Below are 17,967 nucleotides of genomic sequence, written 5' to 3'. Positions count from 1 at the left end.
CATCCATCAAAAATAAAGTTTGAGAATTTTAATAATATTAATTCTAGATATCCATAAATTAGGTATATATGTATATGTTCTGTCAACTCCACCACATAAGGAAGACTTTTCATTATATTAACATAAGATGGGGCGCTGGGTGCGGAATTACATATGAAGCTTTTGAACAAACAGGGGTGGAAAACAATTAGAACAAGAAAATGGAGGCAAAAAGAACATGTTTAAGAAAAAAATAAGTGTAATGGTCATTATTTTGATGCTTGTGGCACAATATGCCTATGGCATCGGATTTGCTCCGCAAGTAAAAGCGGCTGCGATTGATGACGAAAGAAATATCATCACCAGTGTTTCGATGGCTGTTTACGGGCCAGATGGAATCACAGTCACGAATAGCGTATACGAACAAGATGCTAATGTTACCTTGGATTATAATTGGTCTCTTCCTAAAAATCATAATTACAAGCAAGGTGACACTTTTACTTTTCAGCTTCCAGAACAGTTCCAGCTATTTAATGATTTTAACGGACCCTTAGTCTCTGAGGATGGAGATGTAGGGAGCTTTGAAGTCAGGCAAATTTCACATGAAGTGATAATGACTTTTAATGACTACATAGAAACGCATGATGACGTGCAGGGAACGCTGCGGTTAAATACTAAATTCGATAAACAGAAAATCTCGGGCAGTACTATTCAGAATATTTTATTTCCCGTGAGCGGCGGTATTCAGACAGTGACAGTGAATTTTAAACCAAGTGTTGGATCGACTATAGAGAAGAGAGGTATTCCCGAAGGCTTCAATGCGAACCAAATATTATGGACTGTTGATGTCAATAAGTCTTTGGAAGCCGTGGGGAATGCCATTGTGACGGACCCCATCCCTTCAGGCTTATCATTAAATACTCCAGTCACTGTGAGCGTGTATCAACTGAGCATTCAATTGGATGGTTCAGTAACGGAAGGAGCATTGCTCGACACAAGCAAATACTCTGCAGAGCTCTCCGGAGGGTCACTGATTGTCCGTTTTACGGAGCCTGTGATTAAAGAGGCTTACCGTATTGTATATTCCACAGGGATTGCTAATGACCATCAGCTAAGCTTCACCAATACTGCAACTTTTTCAGGAGATGGGCAAGAGCCTGCCAGCTCCTCTGCCACAGTGAATGTAGAACGTGGAGGAAGCTTGAAAAAGTATTCCACAAGCTATGATGGGGGCAAGCAGATCATTTCCTGGGCAATTGAATATAACTACAGTGAAAAGAACATCCCGCAAGGAAACGCTGTGTTAACAGATTTGTTCGATGATTCTCAAGAGCTGGTAGCCGATTCATTAAAAGTATATGCTGTGCAGCTGGATTCTTCCGGTGGTGCAACGTTAGGCAAGGTTTTGACAAAGGATGTTGACTACACGGTTGTTTCCACCTCAGACGTTCATAAGGCTGGATTTGTATTGCAATTTGTACACGATGTTACTTCACCATATCGAATCGAATATAAGACAAAAGCGATAAAGCGCGTGTTTGAGGATGTCACCATAACTAATACAGTCTCCGATAGTACGTATAGTAATCAGGCTACCCGATTAATCCGGTCTTCCATTCTTTATAAGACTTTATCAACCGTAGATTATCAGAATAAAACATTGGGCTGGAAGGTCACATTGAATAGTGACAATTACCCGATGAGCCATGTTGCAGTTACCGAATCCTTCCCATTTGGCGGCCTAAAGTTTATTCCGGAATCACTGGTGATTAGAAATCTGAATGGAAATGTTTTAAATCCGAATAACTATAATCTAGTATACAACTTACCTGTCGAGCCTAATAAAGGCTTCAAGGTAGTGTTTAATTCACCAATATCTGGACTTTACACGATTAGCTATTCTACAGAATTTAACAAGGATTGGATTTGGGCTAAAACTGAAAATTTCAACAACAAAGTTCGCTTAGACTGGATGGACTCTACTGAAGCCTTACGCACGATAGAAGCAGAAGGGTTATTCATTCCTAGACCTGAAGCGAAAAACAATGGATTTAAAGGGGGAGCCTACGATGCTTCAACTAAAGAAATTACTTGGACGATAGGCGCCAATTATAACGGCAAAACCCTCGAAGCTCCGGCGCTTGCAGATATTTTAAAATCAGGCCAGACCTTGGTTCCTGGTTCACTTAAAGTTTACACTATGAATATTGCAAAGAATGGTGACCCTACCATGGGTACAGAAGTGAATCCTAATAAATATACCCACAGCGTAAATAGCGATAATGAATTAAAGGTTATTTTTACAGATAAGATTAACTCCGCTTTCTACATTGAATTTAACACAAGTCTTGAAGGGCAAATAATAGGCACTACTATTGATAATAAAGCTAATCTCTATGATGGAACAAAAGTGGTTTCCAAAGATTTGACCGCCTCCGTAAAAATTCCTTTTGGAGAGGATTATGTGCTGAAGGACGGCACACAAAACGGGGATAAAATCGACTGGAGCCTGCAAATTAACCGGGGGCAGTCTACTGTAAAGGATGCTTTAATCAAAGATACTCCCAGTGCTAATCAAATTTTGCTGCAGAATTCATTCCATCTATATCCTACGGCTGTAGCTGTGAACGGAGATATCACGAAAAGCGGCCCTGAATTGATTCAGGGTATTGATTATAGCGTAGTTATTACAACGGATGCCGATGGAAAACAATCCTTTGAGTTAAGCTTTGCCAAGGAAATCAGCAGGGCTTACATTCTCGAATATCAATCCCTGATTGTGGCTAACACTGGAGACAAAGTAATAAATACTGTACATTTCAGTGGTTTTAACGGCAGCGAAATAAGTAAAGAGACCTCCAAAGAAATTATTGTCGGGGTCTCCAGCGGTTCTGGCACAGGCAGCGGGGTTAGAGGCACCCTCAATATTAAGAAGCTAGATGCTGCAGATAACTTAAAAGCGCTTGGTGATGCGACTTTTGCATTGTATCGACTAAATGGAGCGGAACGTGTATTGATTAACAGTCTAACTACAGATGCAGAGGGTACAGCTACATTCAATAAAATATGGCTGGGTAGCTATGTATTGGTGGAGACAGCACCTCCAAATGGTTACGTGCTCGATACATCCGAGCATCCAGTGGAGATTCGTTCCTCGTCAGCGATTCAACTGGTGATTACGAATCAAAAAGCAGTGGAGCCAACGCCTACGGCAACACCAGAACCAACCGATGCTCCAACAACAACACCAGAGCCAACCGTAACACCTGCACCATCAACAACGCCAGAACCGACGGTTTCTCCATCACCAGAAGCGACTGCTGCACCTACACCAATCCCTACAAGCAGCACATCTGGAGGTTCGGTGGTACCCACGTCTACAAGTTCGTCCGTACCCGGAGTAATTATTAATGATCCAGCTGTTCCTGCTGGTCCTGGAATTGCCGCCGATCTAGGATCCGCGACATCAACCGATGAGGGAATTCCTGAGCAAGAGATAACCGAAGATGAAATTCCTTTAGGAGAAGTTGATATCGCCGATGAAGAAGTACCAAAGGGTACGGTGAACAATAGCACTTCGGTTGCTCCTCAGCTGCCGAAGACAGGTGAGAATAGTCCAATGCCACTGTATCTGTCGGGAATTGGGTTGATAACGATAGGCTTTGTTTTGAACCGAGTATTTAGACGTAGGGGTAAGACGGAGTGATTGAGATTAGTGTGATTTAAGATTTTATGCAAAAGCACCCAGCATGATAAATGCCGGGTGCTTTTGTGCTTTTTTTGAAAAATTTATGGCTGATTCTTAAGTGTACCGGGACTAAAACTTTTCCTCCTGGCAGTAGCGGCGCAGCATCAATGGTGAGAGCTTTCCCGTTCACGAGTGCTTTGACACTGCCCACAGTCATAGTAACGGTGTTCTCGGCGTGCTTAAGCTAAAGATCAGTAGCGGTCGGCGATGCTTAGCTTCGCGGTATGAATGAAATGGCCCCTAGCATAGTTAAATAAGATGGATAATAATATTAGAGGTATTCCTCACTTATAGCAGAGTTGGTATGAAATCACTATAAGTCAGAGATCTTAAGGCTTTATGTTATGAAATCTTATCATTTTCTTAATGGATGAGATTGTACGAAAAATCCCTGCAAGCATCATTCGCTCACAGGGAAAGAGGTTTCAAATTCAGTTTGTTTGCGTGTGCTTTTGGCTGTAATGGTTCCGCCGTGAAGTTCTGCAATACTCTTGGCTATGGCGAGCCCTAAGCCACTTCCGCCTGTCTCTCGGGAGCGGGATTTATCGACACGATAAAAGCGTTTAAATAAGTGGGGGAGGTCGGATGCAGGGATAGGAGTACCATAATTCGTACATACAGCAACTATTCTATCGTCTTTTCTAACAACAGAAATGTCTAGAATTTTTCCTTCCTTTCCGTATCTTACGGCATTGGTAAATAGGTTCTCATACAATCGCACCAGCTCGTCCGCATCTCCGTTGATGATCAGAGGAGCTGTATCCGTATGAATGCGGTAGGTCATATCTGCTTGTTCCAGTACGGGTGCAAATTCCTCAATCAGCTGTTCGAGCAGCTTTCCGAGATCTACAGGCTCAATATTTAGCGGTAATCCGCTGCTGCTGACGCGTGTGTATTCAAATAAATCGTCGATTAGCTTTTTAAGAGTCAGAGATTTCTCATAGGCAATATTCACATAATAACGCAGCTCAACCTCGTTTTTATAACGATCCTTCTCCACATATTCAAGGAATCCGAGAACAGAGGTTAGTGGGGTTCGGAGGTCATGGGACACACCTGTGATTAGGTCATTTTTGGCTTTTGCAGCGGCTCGTTCTTCCTCTATAGCAGATTTTAGCTTGCCAGCCATTGTGTTCATATTTTCAGCGAGCTTTCCGAGTTCATCCGTACCTGATACCGGCACTTTGAAAGACAAATTGCCATCCGCAATGGCCTGAACTCCGCTCGTAATGTTATGAAGATTCTTAGTTGTATTTCTGGACAGTTTTAGGATGAAAAAAATAAATAAAGGAATCCCTATAAGAATTACAACTGGCGTCGATCCAATTGTATTGATCACCCAGAGAATGAGTCTGACTCCCCAAAAGGAGCGCGAAGGATTTAACCACAGCAATAGTGAAGTGCCATAATAGCTGCTCATTAAGATTAAAGCGGTGAGTGCTAGGCTTGTTAAGCTGAAGCCAACTATTTTCCAGGATAGGGTATCGAATCGTTTAAAGTTCAACTAGAAGGACCTCCTTTTTCCAGTTTGTAGCCAACGCCCCATACTGTTTTTAAGTATTGTGGTTTACGCGGATCTTCTTCTATTTTTTCTCTGATTTTACGAATATGCACCATGAGTGTATTGGTGCTTTCCAGGAATTGTTCTTTCCATACTTTGGCGTAGATCTGCTCCATGCTTAGGACTTGTCCTCTATTACGGGCGAGCAGCTCTAGAATCGCAAATTCTCGCGGGGTAAGTTTAACTGGCTGATCATCCACACTAACTTCATGCGTAACCGAATTAATAACCAAGCCATCAATGATGATTTCATCCTGTCTGGCGTTTAGATCTGCCATGTAATTTCGAGTTCTGCGCAGCTGGGATTTAACACGGGCAACTAACTCCAGCGGACTAAAAGGTTTCGTAACATAATCATCTGCACCTACGCTAAGTCCGGTGATTTTATCAAGTTCCTGCCCTTTAGCAGATAACATGATGATCGGAAATTTTTGCGTCTCACGAATTTTAATACAAGCCTCAATGCCGTCCATATTAGGCATCATGATATCAAGAACCATTAGGTCTATAGTCTCTCTATTGATAATTTCGAGTGCTTCCAGCCCGTCTCTGGCAGTTAACAGCCGATAGCCCTCGTTCTCCAGATAGATCTGCATTAGTTTAATAATCTCGGCTTCGTCGTCCACCAATAGCAGCGTTGCGTTGTGCATTTCTCAGCGTCCTTTCTTGCTTGTAAAGCAATCTTGCTATAAGAAGTATACAACATTTTCTTGTTTGGAAGCCTCATTTGAAGACCGGTGAAGGCAAAGGAACTGTATAGCAGCTCATAAATTAGTGGAATAAAAGACCAAATCGCCCACAGCATTATGCCAGTTTGTTTTTTCTTTTAGCTTGCTCTGATCGCTGTGCCTCAATCCATGTTTTGATCTGTGGATAATACATTCCCAGCCATGCCCCTAACATGCAGTTCTGGAATCTTTTTTAAGAGTTGTCATGATAGAAATCTTCCTTTCTTGTAGTGCTTAAATCCTATTTAACAGGAGACTTCTTAACAACGCTGGCAGATAAAAGTAAAGGGAAACTTAATAGTTTCTTAACAAGTCTTAAGAATTAGGAAGCTACTATGCTATAATAATTTCAAATTAAATATGTTGGGGGTAATTTGGAATATGTGGAAGGAATTTAAAGCTTTTGCCTTGAAAGGAAATGTTCTTGATTTAGCGGTTGCGGTCATTATTGGAGCTGCATTCGGAAAGATTGTAACTTCATTAGTAAATGACATTATTATGCCAATTGCAGGTTTGCTTACTGGTGGGATAGATTTGAAGGATCGGGTGCTTGAAGTCAGTACGGACCTGAAAATACCTTATGGACTATTTTTACAATCGGTTGTGGATTTCTTTATTATTTCATTTTCCATTTTTCTGGTTATCAAGCTGGCCAATAAATTTCAGCGCAAAGAAGCCGTTAAAGTTGAAGTGGTGGAGACTCCAGCACCTGCAGAGGATATCGTGCTGCTTACGGAAATTCGTGATCTTTTGAAACAACAAGAACGTGGTTTGTAATCATGAAATATAACCAAGAAGCGCCAGGAGTCCTTGTCCTGGCGCTTCTTGGTTTCCTTTTATAAACTCAGTACAATCTATAATCTAGTTACAAATTTTAAGTAAATATAATAAACGCACTTGCATTTCGCTGGTGTAAGTGATAATTTTGTTAGTAAGGAAAACTTGAACCTCAATTAAATAAAGGATCAATCCTTCAGGGCAGGGTGTAATTCCCTACCGGCGGTGATGCTGTTGTAGAAGTAACTTATTAAGTTCATCTACAGTGCTCAGTCCGCTACCCGGCTCGCGTTGTTGACGCGAACGGTGGACCTGGTGAAATTCCGGGACCGACAGTATAGTCTGGATGGAAGAAGGAGAGGTTGACCGCTTGTCTGCAATGGACTGGCGGATCGCAGTGTTTTCATATAATTATGTGCGATATTTCACAATACCCGTCGATTGACGGCTATTTAAGCACACTTTTATTTGGACTGCCGATTAACTCTCGCATAACCCATCTTGAACTCCTCCTGGAGAATGAGATGGGTTTTTCTGTTTTTTTTAGCTTAAGAATAGACAGCAGTGGATAGGAGGAAGAGATGGAGAACATGAATGATGAGTTTTATATGTCGCTAGCATTGGACATGGCCGAACGTGCCCAAGGGCAAACGGGAATTAACCCTGTTGTTGGCTGCGTTGTGGTGAAGAATGGAGCAATGATTGGACTCGGAACTCATTTGCAGCGCGGTACGGGGCATGCCGAGGTGCACGCTTTGAATATGGCAGCTGGGCAGGCACAGGGCAGTACGGCATATGTCACACTAGAACCGTGCAGCCATTATGGAAAAACTCCACCTTGCAGCCAAAGGCTGATCGATGAAGGGGTAGCTAGGGTTGTAGTTGCTTGTGAAGACCCGAACCCTCAGGTGGCAGGAAGAGGAATCCAAATGCTGCGTGACCAAGGGATTGAGGTCGAAGTTGGTTTGCTGCGTGATCGCGCGTTTCGATTGAATGAGCGTTTTATCAAATATATTTTGACAAAACAACCTTTTGTTACGCTGAAGAGTGCTAGCACGCTTGATGGCAATCTGGCTACCAAATCTGGTGACAGTAAATGGATTTCGAATGGGGAAGCGCGGGAGATCGTACATACGCTGCGGCATCGGCATCAGGGCATCATGGTCGGTGTGAATACAGTGATTGCTGATAATCCCTCTCTGACAACAAGAACAGAAGTGCCTGGCATTAACCCGACGCGGATCATCATTGATTCCGGGCTACGTATTCCTCTGGATTCGGCAGTTGTATGTGATGGCCTAGCGCCTACTCTTATTGTAACAACCGATGCTGCAGATCCTGCTAAGAAGGCTGCACTGCTGAAAGCAGGTGTTCAAATCGTTGTGTGCGGAGCAGGTCCAAGAGTGGATCTGAAGGCGGCCATGATATCCCTTGGCGAAATGGAAATTGGCTCTATTTTGCTTGAAGGCGGGGGAACGCTGAACGGTGCGATGCTGGAAAGCGGGCTAGTGGATCGTGTGATTCTCTTCTTCGCTCCAAAAATTGTCGGTGGTGGTGCAGAAGCGAAAGGGACTTTCGTATTCCCGGGTGTAGAGCTGATGAAGGATGCGATCTCACTTGAAGGATTGGAAGTAAAAGTGCTAGGAGATAATGTATGTATCAGCGGTACTCCGGTACGCTAAAAAAGTTTTAAACGAAGTGAATTTGAGGAAGTAATGCTTTTTAGGAGGGATATCATGTTCACCGGATTAATTGAAGAGGTTGGTGTTTTGCGCAGTGTCTCCGCCGGTGGGGAAATGATGGTGCTGAATATTGCCGCTTCGGTCATCATGGATGATCTAAAAATCGGTGACAGTGTGTCCGTCAATGGGGTTTGCCTCACGGCGACAACTTTGGGCGATCATTCCTTTACAGTGGATGTAATGCCGCAGACCTACCGGAATAGCAACCTGAAGGAACTGAAGCCCGGCAGCCGGATGAATCTGGAACGAGCGATGGCAGCTGGCGGGCGTTTTGGAGGACATATTGTTCAAGGACATGTTGATGGCACTGGCATTATTAAGAGTGTAAAACGTGATCAAAATGCTGTCGTATTCGAGATTGCACCGGATCGTAAATCACTATTTAAATATATTATCCCTAAGGGATCGATCACGATCGACGGCATTAGTTTAACTGTAGTGAAGACTACGGCCTCATCGCTGGCAGTGTCCATTATTCCGCATACGTTAGGGGAAACAGTACTGACGCACAAACGGGCCGGGGATAGTGTGAATATCGAGTGTGATGTACTTGGCAAATATGTAGATCATCTGTTGCATTATGGCTCAGCCGCCCAGGATGAGGAAGGCGAGAGCAGCTCCGGGATTAGTCATGATTTCTTGGCGGCGAACGGGTTTGTTTAAATAAAGAGTTTGCTTACGAAGAAGGGAATAATCTTTCGTAAAGCTTTTAGGAGGATAGGATCATGAGCGAGCAATCGAAAAAGGAAAGTGTCTTGGATCCGATTGAAGATGCAATATATGACTTAATGCGCGGTAAAGTCATCATTGTAGTGGATGATGAAGATCGTGAGAATGAAGGGGATTTTATAGCCCTTGCTGAACGGGCGACACCAGAGGTCATCAATTTTATGATTACTGAGGGACGTGGATTGGTTTGTATGCCTATTACCCAGGAGCGTGCGGCAGAACTTGAACTGCAAGCCATGGTAACCCACAATACCGATAATCACGGTACGGCTTTTACCGTATCTGTTGACCATATTGATACAACCACTGGGATCTCTGCGGGGGAAAGATCTTTGACCGTTAAGGCCATGATCGATCCAAAAGCGAAACCTGCTGATTTCCGCAGACCGGGGCATATGTTCCCGCTGATTGCGAAAAAAGGTGGCGTTCTGCGCCGCTCCGGACATACGGAGGCTGCTGTTGATCTAGCGCGGATGTGTGGCGCTTATCCAGCCAGTGTCATTTGCGAGATTATCAAGGAAGATGGCTCAATGGCCCGCTTACCTGATCTAATCGAAATTGCCCGCAAGCATGATCTTAAGCTGATCAGTATCAAGGATCTTATTCATTATCGCAATGAAAAAGAACAACTCGTTACTCGCGAGGTTTCAGTACGTCTTCCTACCGATTTTGGGGATTTCCAGACCATTGCTTATACAAATGAAGTCGATGATAAAGAGCATGTAGCTTTGGTAAAAGGCGATATTTCCGGCGATGAGCCAGTGCTTGTACGTGTACATTCCGAATGCCTGACTGGTGATGTATTCCACTCCCATCGCTGTGATTGCGGCCCGCAATTTGAAGCTGCACTGCGGCAGATCGAAACTGCCGGAAGGGGCGTGTTACTCTATATGCGCCAAGAAGGCAGAGGCATTGGCCTTATCAATAAGCTTCGGGCTTACAAGCTGCAAGAGGAAGGACTTGACACTGTAGATGCGAATCTAAAGCTTGGTTTTCCAGCAGATCTGCGTGACTATGGAATTGGAGCACAGATTCTGAAGGATCTGGGTGTGCGCCAAATCCGTCTGCTCACGAACAACCCACGTAAGATCAAAGGGCTGGAGGGTTATGGATTGGAAGTCGTTGAGCGCGTGCCGATACAAATGCCGGAGAACAAGGACAACACCAACTATCTCCACACGAAGCAAGCGAAGCTTGGACATATGCTGTCTTTTGACGATATTGAACAAAATGAGGATTCGAAAGCTTAACCATACATTATAAAAAACGAAGGGTAGATGATGGATATGCCGAAATATTTAGAAGGACACTTAGTTTCTGAGGGGTTAAAATACGGAGTTGTTGTAGGACGTTTTAATGAATTTATTACCAGCAAGCTTTTGTCAGGTGCACTCGATGCCTTTAAACGCCATGGTGCCGGTGATGATGAAGTGGATGTTGCTTGGGTTCCAGGGGTATTTGAAATTCCATTGATCGCGCAAAAAATGGCTGAAAGCGGCAAATACGACGCTGTAATTACCTTAGGAACGGTTATCCGTGGTTCCACTACACACTATGATTATGTATGTAATGAAGTTGCCAAAGGAGTAGCCGCTATCAATCTTAAGACCGGCGTGCCGACCATCTTTGGCGTAGTTACTACTGAAAATATTGAACAGGCCATCGAGCGATCAGGAACTAAAGCAGGCAATAAAGGCTGGGATGCTGCGACTGCTGCGATTGAAATGGCGAATCTTAACAAACTGTTTAAGTAAGTCAGCTATTGACGAATCAGTCGAATTCGTGCTTATTTATAGTATAAGAAGAAAGCATGGATTATAAGAGCCCTTTCTACTTGTGTAGCGTCCAGACGGGCGCTGCACTTTACTTTTTTTGGCGGGAGGATGCTTCGTGACTGTATTGTACAAGCTGGAGACGTTTGAAGGTCCGCTGGATCTGCTCTTGCATTTAATTGATAAGGCGGAAATCGACATCCAGGACATTCCGGTCGCCGAGATCACCGAACAGTATATGGAATACCTGCGTAGCATGCAGGAGCTTGAATTGGATATTACGAGTGAATTTCTCGTGATGGCCGCTACCCTTTTATCTATAAAGAGCAAGCTATTGCTGCCCAAACCACCGGTCATTGAGATCGATGATTTTGAATATTACGAAGAGGATGAATTTGATCCACGAGCTGAACTTGTTCAGCGACTGATTGAGTATCGTAAGTTCAAGAGTATTGCTGTACATCTAATGGATATGGAGAGCGAGCGGAGCTTGATTTTTACGAAGGAGCCTGAGGATTTGGGTCCATTCGTGCCAGAAGAGATTGATCAAACGCTAAAAGGACTACATACCTCAGACTTAATAGCCGCTTTTCGTAAAGCGCTAAGTAAGGCTGCCAGAAGGTCTTCTTACCAGCGGATCACCCGGGATGAAATATCGGTAAAAGATCGTATACGTGATGTATCAGATGCGCTGCAGCGCAGAGGAACAGGCGGTAAGTTGCATTTCTCGGCACTGCTTCACGATGAAATGGCACGGCACGAAATCGTAGTTACTTTTCTTGCGATTCTGGAACTGATGAAAATGAAGGCGATTTTTTGCTACCAAGAGAAATTGTTTGATGACATCGTAATGGAGTGGAGAGGAGGAGAACACTTCAATGGATTACAAAACGCTGAAATCGATTATTGAGGGTCTGCTGTTTCTATCAGGGGATGAAGGAATCTCTGTGCGCCAAGTGGCTGAAATTACGGAACAGCGCCCAGAGCTTGCGGCCGGAGCATTAGAGGAACTGAAAGAAGATTATGTAGCACAGGAGCGGGGCTTACAGGTAGTGCAAATTGCCGGGAACTATCGGCTGGCTACATTGCCTGATCATGCCCACTATTTTGAGCGTCTGGCCTATTCACCATCCAGATCAACCTTGTCTCAGGCTGCCTTAGAGACTCTCGCAATCGTGGCTTATCGCCAACCGATTACGCGGGTGGAGATTGAAGAGATCCGGGGTGTGAAGTCGGAACGTGCAATTCATACGCTGAATAACAAGGATTTGATTCATGAGGTTGGTCGTGCGGAAGCGGTAGGCCGGCCAATTCTGTACGGGACGACTAAATCCTTCTTGGAGAGCTTTGGTCTTGCCAGTCTAAAGGATCTGCCGGAACCAACAAACTTTGAGTCCACGGATAATTTGGAAGAAGAGACGCAGCTATTGTTCAATAAGCTGGATACTCAAATGACGTTTGAGGATGTCGAGCTGCCTTAGTTCGTACGAGAACGCTAATAATTGTATTGAAGGGACTGCCCTTAAACCATTTATGTGGTTTGGGACAGTCCCTATTTTTATTTAAGCTCATATTTTTTATGCAAACCCCGAATTTTTTCCAGCTTAAATTGCCATACTAAACCAAAGGTTCCCATTATTAAGGTTTCTTGGAGGTAAATACGTGACGTTATGGCTTGCAATTCCCCTCGTTTTGCTTGTGCTGGCACTGATCCTGGTCCTGTCTTCATCTATCGATTTCCGCATACGGTGTTATAAACATGGAAAAAATGACCTGCTCGAATTAGATATTACCTCTCTTTTTGGTCTGATAAAGCTTCACTATGAACTTCCCCAATTGGTTTTTAAGGGATTGGAGCAGGGTGTGTGGGGAAAGTTTAAAGAGACAGGGACTGCGACGACAGGTGTAGATACCGTAAAAGAAGAGATATTCGATAAAGAAAGAGTAATGCACTGGCGCGACAATGTTAACCAAGCTGTAAAATCTACACGCGGGTTGAAGGAATGGTTAAAAGAGACTGTAGCTCATGTGAAAATATCAAAGCTCGATTGGTCTACGGATTTCTCTCTTGGTGATGCAGCAGATACTGCGACCGCATCGGGAGCGGTTTGGGGCCTGAAGTGGAGTATTGTTGGTTTTATTTCACAGTGGGTGAAATTGCAGCAGCACCCTCGAATTTTTGTTAAGCCTGTTTTTGAAGATGAGCTTTGTTTTGCAATGGAGTTTGTCTGTAAGGGGAAAATCTCAGTCGGCTATACTTTGTATGCCTTAATGCGGCTATCTCGGCGTGTCTTGCGTGAAAAAGGCGGGATCGGCCATTGGAGAAATCTGCTGAAACAGATGCGTCAGGAGCCACATGGGAAAGTTTAAAATGAAAGTTACATACAAATGGGCGGAAGTGGGGATGATATACGCTGTAGAAGAAAGAGAAATCGTACTCAATTAAAGGAGGAAACAATATGAGCGACCATCCTATTCAAGGCCTAATGCAAACAGCGATGGAAAATATCAAGGGCATGGTAGATGTGAATACCATTGTCGGAGATCCAGTACAAACTCCTGACGGCAGCATCATCCTGCCTATCAGTAAAGTTGCCTTTGGATTTGCTGCTGGTGGTAGTGATTATCGAGTAGAAGATTCTATAAGTGGTTCAAGCTCCCAAGGTGGAGTCAAAATGCTTCCATTTGGTGGAGGTAGCGGGGGAGGCGTCTCCATTCGACCGATCGCTTTTTTAGTGGTAGGTAAGGATGGAGTGAATATTGTCCCTCTGGACAATCAAACTCACCTATTCGAAAAAATCATCGACGCAACACCAGGGCTCATCGACAAAATTCAAACCATGTTCCAAACCAGCAATGCTGCAGCTCAAACGCCGCCAACACCTGCCACACCAGCAGCAGCACCTGTTAAAACCGATCCAAGTACATCTCAATCTTCAACTCATTAGGTACACATAATTCTACAAATAGCCTCGGGGATATCGCCATACATCAGGCGGTGTCCCTTTTTTGACGTATCAGAAAGTATATTTTGGTCCCCGCAAATTACCTGAAAAAATATCGAAGCAAGGCCTCACATTGTGGGGATATTTTGTGTGGAACATCCCAAGGAGTGGACATACCCTAAGGCTGGTCCGCATACACTTGTACAACATAAACACTTTTACTTAAGATCCGATAAGAAGCCGGAGGATGAACATGAAGACAATAACCCGTAAATGGCCATTCGCCTTAATATTGTGCCTTTCGCTGCTGCTTCTGGCGCCGCTATCTTCAATTCAGGCCGAGAACAGCTCTATCTCTACACATGCAAGAGCAGCGGCACTGATTGATGTGGAATCCGGGCGTATTTTGTACAGCAGCCGTGGGGATGAGCCTATGCTTATTGCCAGCTTGACCAAAATTATGACCGCCCTCGTCGCCATTGAGAATGGTGATTTAGCCTCTAAAGTCAAAGTAGGAAAAAATGCCTATGCGAAAGAAGGCTCTTCTATTTACTTGCAGCAGGGAGAAGAGATGACGCTGGAAAATATGCTGTATGGCCTGATGCTGCGCTCAGGGAATGATGCAGCAACGGCGATCGCAGAGCATATCGGTGGTTCTGAAGAAGGTTTTGTATACCTGATGAACGCTAAGGCTGAGGAGCTAGGGCTAACCCATACTCATTTTGCTAATCCCCATGGTCTTGACGCTGAAGGGCATTATTCAAGTGCCAACGACTTGGCTGTTCTGACCGCTTATGCTCTTCATAATCCTGTATTTAAAGAAATTGTGAAGACGCAGGAGAAAACTGCAGACAATCCAAATGAGAAATGGGATTACAAATGGAGAAACAAAAATAAGATGCTGTATTTATACGAGGGAGCGGACGGTGTAAAGACAGGTTATACCAAAAAAGCACTGCGCTGCCTTGTCAGCTCTGCCACCAGAAACGGCCAGCAGCTTGTTGCAGTTACTATAAATGACGGCGATGACTGGAATGATCATGCTTCCCTGCTAAACTTCGGGTTTAATCACTATCCGCTCAAAACACTGATCGAACGTGGTGATGCCGTGACGGGCTATAACTTTGTAACCTCCAAAACCTTTGCTTATCCACTTGGACAAGGTGAACAAAATAGAGTGATCACGAAACTTGTTTTGAATCAGAAGGAAACGGTCTCAGCTGAAGCTACGCGAGCAAATTTTGGATTGCAAGGGGCGCTTGTGCTGGAGCTGGGCGGAAAAGAAATAGGCCGCGTGCCGGTGTATACTCCTGAGAATCTGCCTCCTGAGCAATCTGCTTATATGAAAAAGTATAGTCCCACACTAGCCCAGTCTTATCCGGCAAACAATTGGTTCCAGGCGCTGGGCAGTGCGCTGAAAGCTCTATTTGAAATGGGAGCGAGTTCGAAATAAGAAAATGGGCTGATGAATGAAGAAGGAGGCGTATCCATGATTAACGGGATTTGGCTAGGAATGATCATCATCGGTTTTCTGTTCGCCGCCGTTAACGGCAGAATGGATGAGTTTACAGCCGCCGTATTCGACGGAGCCAAGAGTGGGGTAACGGTAAGTTTTGGCTTAATCAGTGTGCTTGTGTTCTGGCTTGGAATCATGAAGATAGCAGAAGATGCAGGTTTGCTTAAAAAGATTGCCAAGGTGCTTGGCCCTGTCGTAGCTTTTTTATTTCCTGATGTGCCGAAAGGGCATCCTGCCATTGGATATATTCTCTCCAATATGAGTGCTAATCTGCTGGGACTAGGCAATGCCGCAACGCCAATGGGCATCAAGGCGATGCAGGAGCTGCAAAAGCTCAACCCTGATAAAGAGACCGCCACACCAGCCATGTGTACTCTTCTAGCACTTAACACAGCAAGCATTACGCTTATCCCAGCCACACTGATTGCCATCCGGTTAAACTATGGTTCAGCCGATCCCGCAGGCATAGTAGGTACAACACTTGCAGCAACGGCCGTGGCGACACTTGCAGCGATTGCGGCAGACCGGTTTTTCCGAAGGCTGACTTTACTGCGCAAACCGCCGAAGCCCCCTTCAGCAAAGTCTGGGGTTCCTCCTTTGACGAAGACAACACTCCCTAATTCCTCATTGAAAGGGTGAACGTGATTTGTACCAGTTCATCAGTCTCATATCGGCATGGGCGATTCCGGTCATGATCACGTTCATCCCGCTCTATGCTTTTACGCGCAAAGTGCCAGTCTACGAATCCTTTGTTGAAGGCGCGAAAGATGGGTTTGGCACGGCAATTGCGATTATTCCCCATCTTGTGGGGATGCTGGTTGCGATCAGTGTTTTTCGCGCTTCTGGTGCGCTGGACTTTTTCATGGGTTTCATTTCCCCTGCCCTGCGTGGGCTTGGTGTTCCTGCCGAAGTATTGCCGCTTGGTCTTCTGCGGCCGCTTACGGGGACTGGGTCGCTTGCCTACACTACGGATCTGATCCGTGTGCATGGCCCGGATTCTTTAATTGGTATGATTGCTTCCACCATACAGGGGAGCACAGATACAACGCTTTATGTTTTGACCGTTTACTTTGGAGCTGTAGGCGTACGGAATGGCCGTTATGCGCTTAAGGTTGGCCTGTTCTCCGATGTTGTCGGCTTTGTCGCTGCGATCGCTGTGTGTCTGCTATTATTTGGATAGTCACCCCATTGCCCCCCTGAACATATGCTATTGCAGCAATGTGGAGGGGGGCATTCCGCAATGAACTATAAAGGTTTTATTCTGCATCATTCTAGCTGTACATCCATTAACGGTAAAGGTTTTGACTTCTGGGTAGGAGTGGATGGCGCAATTTATGCAGCACCGCTACTGACAGATCCGGAGTATATTCATATTTGTTTGGAAGGTGATTTTGGTAAGGAAGTGGGCGATCCTCCAATATCCGGAAGGAAGGAGCAGCTTTTTGCAACGGCTAAACTCGTTTTAGAATTAGTAGAACGCTACCAAATCTCCCCTTTAATCATCGAACCCCACAATAATTCCTGCCCAGGAGCATTTTTTCCTTGGAATGAACTTGTGATTTATCCCTCTGATGGTTATCATTGATCTGAGGTGACTAGTCGAATATGGAAAGATTACAGAAAATTTTGGCGCAGGCCGGTGTGGCGTCCAGACGTAAGTGTGAAGAAATGATTTTGGCCGGTAAAGTGGAAGTCAACGGGGAACTCGTAACTACGCTTGGCACGAAGGTGGACCCCGCAACAGATATTATTAAAGTTTCCGGTAGACTGATCCGGGGCGAGAACAAAATCTATATTATGTTCAACAAACCTAAGGGAGTTATCACAAGCGCTTCCGATCCAAAGGGTCGTAAGGTTGTAACTGACTACCTAAAAGGAATTACTGAACGGGTTTACCCTGTAGGCCGGCTCGATTACGATACGGAAGGTTTGCTGCTGCTGACAAATGATGGGGACTTTGCTAACTTGCTAACCCATCCGAAGCACCATGTACCTAAGACGTATCATGCTACGGTCAAGGGTATACCGCATGGTACTGCATTGGACAAGTTGAAAGCTGGCATTAAGCTGGAAGATGGCATGACAGCGCCTGCGGAAGTAGAGTACAAGGATATTGATGAAGCAAATAAAGAAGCGGTAATCAGCATCACGATTCACGAAGGACGTAATCGTCAGGTACGACGCATGTTTGATGCGATTTCACACCCCGTACTCCGTCTGAAACGGATTTCATTCGGGGATATTATGCTGCAAAATCTCAAACGTGGCTCATACCGTCATTTGACCAAGGATGAAATTAACCATCTGCAGCAAATTGCCAAAGCAGGATTGCTTAAAGAAAGAACTCCACGTAAAGAGTCATAAAGACACAGAATATTCACAATTAAACCCCCTAAAGCTGTGACGAAATTCGCTATAATGTTCATAGGATGTTCACACCTTACAACATAAGTATGAGTTGCGTCACAGA

Annotated in this window: 17 protein-coding genes and 1 riboswitch; of the genes, 15 read left to right on the top strand and 2 right to left on the bottom strand. The window is 44.6% G+C overall.

Translation table 11 applies throughout. The features are described from left to right. Window positions 1-217: 217 nt before the first annotated feature. The gene (locus tag MKZ16_RS22270) at window positions 218-3,685 is read left to right on the top strand and encodes an LPXTG cell wall anchor domain-containing protein (RefSeq protein WP_076104429.1); all 3,468 of its coding nucleotides are present in this window, start codon (window positions 218-220) and stop codon (window positions 3,683-3,685) included. Between the two features lie 442 nt (window positions 3,686-4,127). Here MKZ16_RS22270 and MKZ16_RS22265 read toward each other — a convergent pair whose 3' ends face one another. Both MKZ16_RS22265 and MKZ16_RS22260 read right to left on the bottom strand, forming a co-directional pair. Then, window positions 4,128-5,231 carry a HAMP domain-containing sensor histidine kinase gene (locus tag MKZ16_RS22265; protein ID WP_076104430.1) on the bottom strand — a complete coding sequence of 368 codons (1,104 nt, stop codon included), beginning with the start codon at window positions 5,229-5,231 and terminating at the stop codon, window positions 4,128-4,130. Beyond that, window positions 5,228-5,938: a response regulator transcription factor gene (locus tag MKZ16_RS22260; protein WP_076104431.1), complete on the bottom strand. Its 711-nt coding sequence runs from the start codon at window positions 5,936-5,938 to the stop codon at window positions 5,228-5,230. The genes MKZ16_RS22265 and MKZ16_RS22260 overlap by 4 nt, the downstream gene beginning before the upstream one ends. A gap of 459 nt (window positions 5,939-6,397) precedes the next feature. On the opposite strand from MKZ16_RS22260, the gene mscL reads away from it, so the two are divergent. The 14 genes from mscL (at window position 6,398) to MKZ16_RS22190 (ending at window position 17,861) form a co-directional block, all read left to right on the top strand. Continuing rightward, on the top strand, window positions 6,398-6,793 hold the full coding sequence (mscL, locus tag MKZ16_RS22255) for a large-conductance mechanosensitive channel protein MscL (protein ID WP_036676141.1): 396 nt from the start codon (window positions 6,398-6,400) through the stop codon (window positions 6,791-6,793). A 188-nt stretch (window positions 6,794-6,981) separates the two neighbouring features. Further along, a riboswitch (FMN riboswitch) is annotated at window positions 6,982-7,155 on the top strand. Between the two features lie 219 nt (window positions 7,156-7,374). Next, on the top strand, window positions 7,375-8,475 hold the full coding sequence (ribD, locus tag MKZ16_RS22250; protein ID WP_076104432.1) for a bifunctional diaminohydroxyphosphoribosylaminopyrimidine deaminase/5-amino-6-(5-phosphoribosylamino)uracil reductase RibD: 1,101 nt from the start codon (window positions 7,375-7,377) through the stop codon (window positions 8,473-8,475). Window positions 8,476-8,529: 54 nt separating this feature from the next. Next, complete coding sequence (locus MKZ16_RS22245; protein ID WP_076104433.1) at window positions 8,530-9,198, top strand: riboflavin synthase; 669 nt, start codon at window positions 8,530-8,532, stop codon at window positions 9,196-9,198. A 62-nt stretch (window positions 9,199-9,260) separates the two neighbouring features. Then, window positions 9,261-10,514 carry a bifunctional 3,4-dihydroxy-2-butanone-4-phosphate synthase/GTP cyclohydrolase II gene (locus MKZ16_RS22240; RefSeq protein WP_051490904.1) on the top strand — a complete coding sequence of 418 codons (1,254 nt, stop codon included), beginning with the start codon at window positions 9,261-9,263 and terminating at the stop codon, window positions 10,512-10,514. Window positions 10,515-10,550: 36 nt separating this feature from the next. Beyond that, entirely contained in the window at window positions 10,551-11,018 is a 468-nt protein-coding gene (gene ribE, locus MKZ16_RS22235) for a 6,7-dimethyl-8-ribityllumazine synthase (RefSeq protein WP_076104483.1), read from the top strand. A gap of 136 nt (window positions 11,019-11,154) precedes the next feature. Then, window positions 11,155-11,946, top strand: coding sequence for a segregation/condensation protein A (locus MKZ16_RS22230; protein ID WP_036676147.1), 792 nt, complete (start codon window positions 11,155-11,157; stop codon window positions 11,944-11,946). Beyond that, entirely contained in the window at window positions 11,915-12,517 is a 603-nt protein-coding gene (gene scpB, locus MKZ16_RS22225) for an SMC-Scp complex subunit ScpB (RefSeq protein ID WP_036676149.1), read from the top strand. Before MKZ16_RS22230 ends, scpB begins: the two co-directional genes overlap by 32 nt. Before the next feature lie 181 nt (window positions 12,518-12,698). Continuing rightward, entirely contained in the window at window positions 12,699-13,406 is a 708-nt protein-coding gene (locus MKZ16_RS22220; RefSeq protein ID WP_076101497.1) for a DUF2953 domain-containing protein, read from the top strand. Window positions 13,407-13,495: 89 nt separating this feature from the next. After that, the gene (ytfJ, locus tag MKZ16_RS22215; protein ID WP_036676154.1) at window positions 13,496-13,984 is read left to right on the top strand and encodes a GerW family sporulation protein; all 489 of its coding nucleotides are present in this window, start codon (window positions 13,496-13,498) and stop codon (window positions 13,982-13,984) included. 250 nt (window positions 13,985-14,234) lie between these two features. Next, a complete protein-coding gene (locus tag MKZ16_RS22210) occupies window positions 14,235-15,434 on the top strand; it encodes a D-alanyl-D-alanine carboxypeptidase family protein (RefSeq protein WP_178420405.1) in 1,200 nt (399 codons plus the stop codon). 36 nt (window positions 15,435-15,470) lie between these two features. After that, complete coding sequence (locus MKZ16_RS22205; RefSeq protein ID WP_036676157.1) at window positions 15,471-16,136, top strand: nucleoside recognition domain-containing protein; 666 nt, start codon at window positions 15,471-15,473, stop codon at window positions 16,134-16,136. Between the two features lie 7 nt (window positions 16,137-16,143). Further along, window positions 16,144-16,677, top strand: a complete 534-nt coding sequence (locus tag MKZ16_RS22200; RefSeq protein WP_036676158.1) for a spore maturation protein — start codon at window positions 16,144-16,146, stop codon at window positions 16,675-16,677. Window positions 16,678-16,737: 60 nt separating this feature from the next. Continuing rightward, complete coding sequence (locus tag MKZ16_RS22195) at window positions 16,738-17,082, top strand: N-acetylmuramoyl-L-alanine amidase (protein ID WP_036676164.1); 345 nt, start codon at window positions 16,738-16,740, stop codon at window positions 17,080-17,082. Between the two features lie 20 nt (window positions 17,083-17,102). Further along, window positions 17,103-17,861, top strand: a complete 759-nt coding sequence (locus MKZ16_RS22190; protein WP_036676166.1) for a pseudouridine synthase — start codon at window positions 17,103-17,105, stop codon at window positions 17,859-17,861. Window positions 17,862-17,967 lie beyond the last annotated feature (106 nt).

The organism is Paenibacillus sp. FSL R5-0928 (genome assembly GCF_037970385.1).
GTDB lineage: Bacteria > Bacillota > Bacilli > Paenibacillales > Paenibacillaceae > Paenibacillus_AQ > Paenibacillus_AQ odorifer.
The sequence above is the reverse complement of the archived record's forward strand: the minus strand, read 5'-3'. Positions and strand labels throughout refer to the sequence as shown.

Excerpts from the sequence above, each read along its gene's own strand:
- MKZ16_RS22270 (WP_076104429.1), top strand. The coding sequence starts at position 218 with ATGTTTAAGAAAAAAATAAGTGTAATGGTCATTATTTTGATGCTTGTG.
- MKZ16_RS22260 (WP_076104431.1), bottom strand. The coding sequence starts at position 5,938 with ATGCACAACGCAACGCTGCTATTGGTGGACGACGAAGCCGAGATTATT.
- mscL (WP_036676141.1), top strand. The coding sequence starts at position 6,398 with ATGTGGAAGGAATTTAAAGCTTTTGCCTTGAAAGGAAATGTTCTTGAT.
- ribD (WP_076104432.1), top strand. The coding sequence starts at position 7,375 with ATGGAGAACATGAATGATGAGTTTTATATGTCGCTAGCATTGGACATG.
- MKZ16_RS22245 (WP_076104433.1), top strand. The coding sequence starts at position 8,530 with ATGTTCACCGGATTAATTGAAGAGGTTGGTGTTTTGCGCAGTGTCTCC.
- MKZ16_RS22240 (WP_051490904.1), top strand. The coding sequence starts at position 9,261 with ATGAGCGAGCAATCGAAAAAGGAAAGTGTCTTGGATCCGATTGAAGAT.
- ribE (WP_076104483.1), top strand. The coding sequence starts at position 10,551 with ATGCCGAAATATTTAGAAGGACACTTAGTTTCTGAGGGGTTAAAATAC.
- scpB (WP_036676149.1), top strand. The coding sequence starts at position 11,915 with ATGGATTACAAAACGCTGAAATCGATTATTGAGGGTCTGCTGTTTCTA.
- ytfJ (WP_036676154.1), top strand. The coding sequence starts at position 13,496 with ATGAGCGACCATCCTATTCAAGGCCTAATGCAAACAGCGATGGAAAAT.
- MKZ16_RS22210 (WP_178420405.1), top strand. The coding sequence starts at position 14,235 with ATGAAGACAATAACCCGTAAATGGCCATTCGCCTTAATATTGTGCCTT.
- MKZ16_RS22205 (WP_036676157.1), top strand. The coding sequence starts at position 15,471 with ATGATTAACGGGATTTGGCTAGGAATGATCATCATCGGTTTTCTGTTC.
- MKZ16_RS22195 (WP_036676164.1), top strand. The coding sequence starts at position 16,738 with ATGAACTATAAAGGTTTTATTCTGCATCATTCTAGCTGTACATCCATT.
- MKZ16_RS22190 (WP_036676166.1), top strand. The coding sequence starts at position 17,103 with ATGGAAAGATTACAGAAAATTTTGGCGCAGGCCGGTGTGGCGTCCAGA.